We start from the raw sequence: 745 nt of genomic DNA, 5'->3' as shown, positions 1-745 counted from the left end.
GGGCGAGGCGGGTTCGTGGCTGGAGCAGGAGCGTTCCAGCTGGCTGGCCGCGTTCAACGAGGCGGCGCGGATCGGATGGCACCGCCAGGTCCTGGAGCTCGCGACGGCCATGCACTGGTACTCCGACGACCGCTGGTACGCGGTCGAGTGGGTCGAGATCTTCGGCCTGGGGGTCGACGCCGCGCGGGCGTTGGGCGACGTGGCCGCGGAGGCGCAGCAGCGCAACTTCCTGGGATGGGCGCTGGCCATGGTGAAGAACACCGAGGCCGCGCTGGAGCAGTACCTGCTCGCCCTGCGTTGCGCCGAGGCGGCCGACGACCCGCTGGAACGGATGTGGGCACTGGCCTACGCCTCCTTCCACGAGTACTCCCAGGTCGGCCGCGCCACGGCGATGGAGCACGCGCGGCAGTCCGTGGAGCTCGCCGCTCCCTTCGACTTCTGGGCCGTGCAGATGCCGGTCCGCTACCGGTTCGGCGCGCTCCTGTTGCTCGACGGGCAGCCGGAGGAGGCGTTCGCCCACATGGACGCCCTGCACGAGGAAGTGGAGCGCCGCAGGCGGGCAGGCGAAGCGACGAAGGCCCGGGACCGCCTGACGGCCATCCTCGTCGAGGGGATCGCCCGCTGCCTGCACGCGATGGGCCGGTGCGACCAGGCCGTGCCGCTGTTCGCGCGGTCCCGCGTCATGCAGCAGGAGGTGGGGGCCACGGGGCTCGCGGCCGCGGCGGCGGTGTGGGAGGGGCGGTGC

The 745-nt window shown here is 73.0% G+C and carries 1 pseudogene; it reads left to right on the top strand.

Annotated features, from left to right (window positions below):
* A pseudogene (locus UK23_RS53505) lies at positions 1-745 on the top strand (hypothetical protein); the annotation flags it as partial.

The organism is Lentzea aerocolonigenes (assembly GCF_000955955.1).
GTDB lineage: Bacteria > Actinomycetota > Actinomycetes > Mycobacteriales > Pseudonocardiaceae > Lentzea > Lentzea aerocolonigenes_A.
Note: the sequence above shows the minus strand (reverse complement) of the source record. Positions and strands in the feature narration are given on the sequence as shown.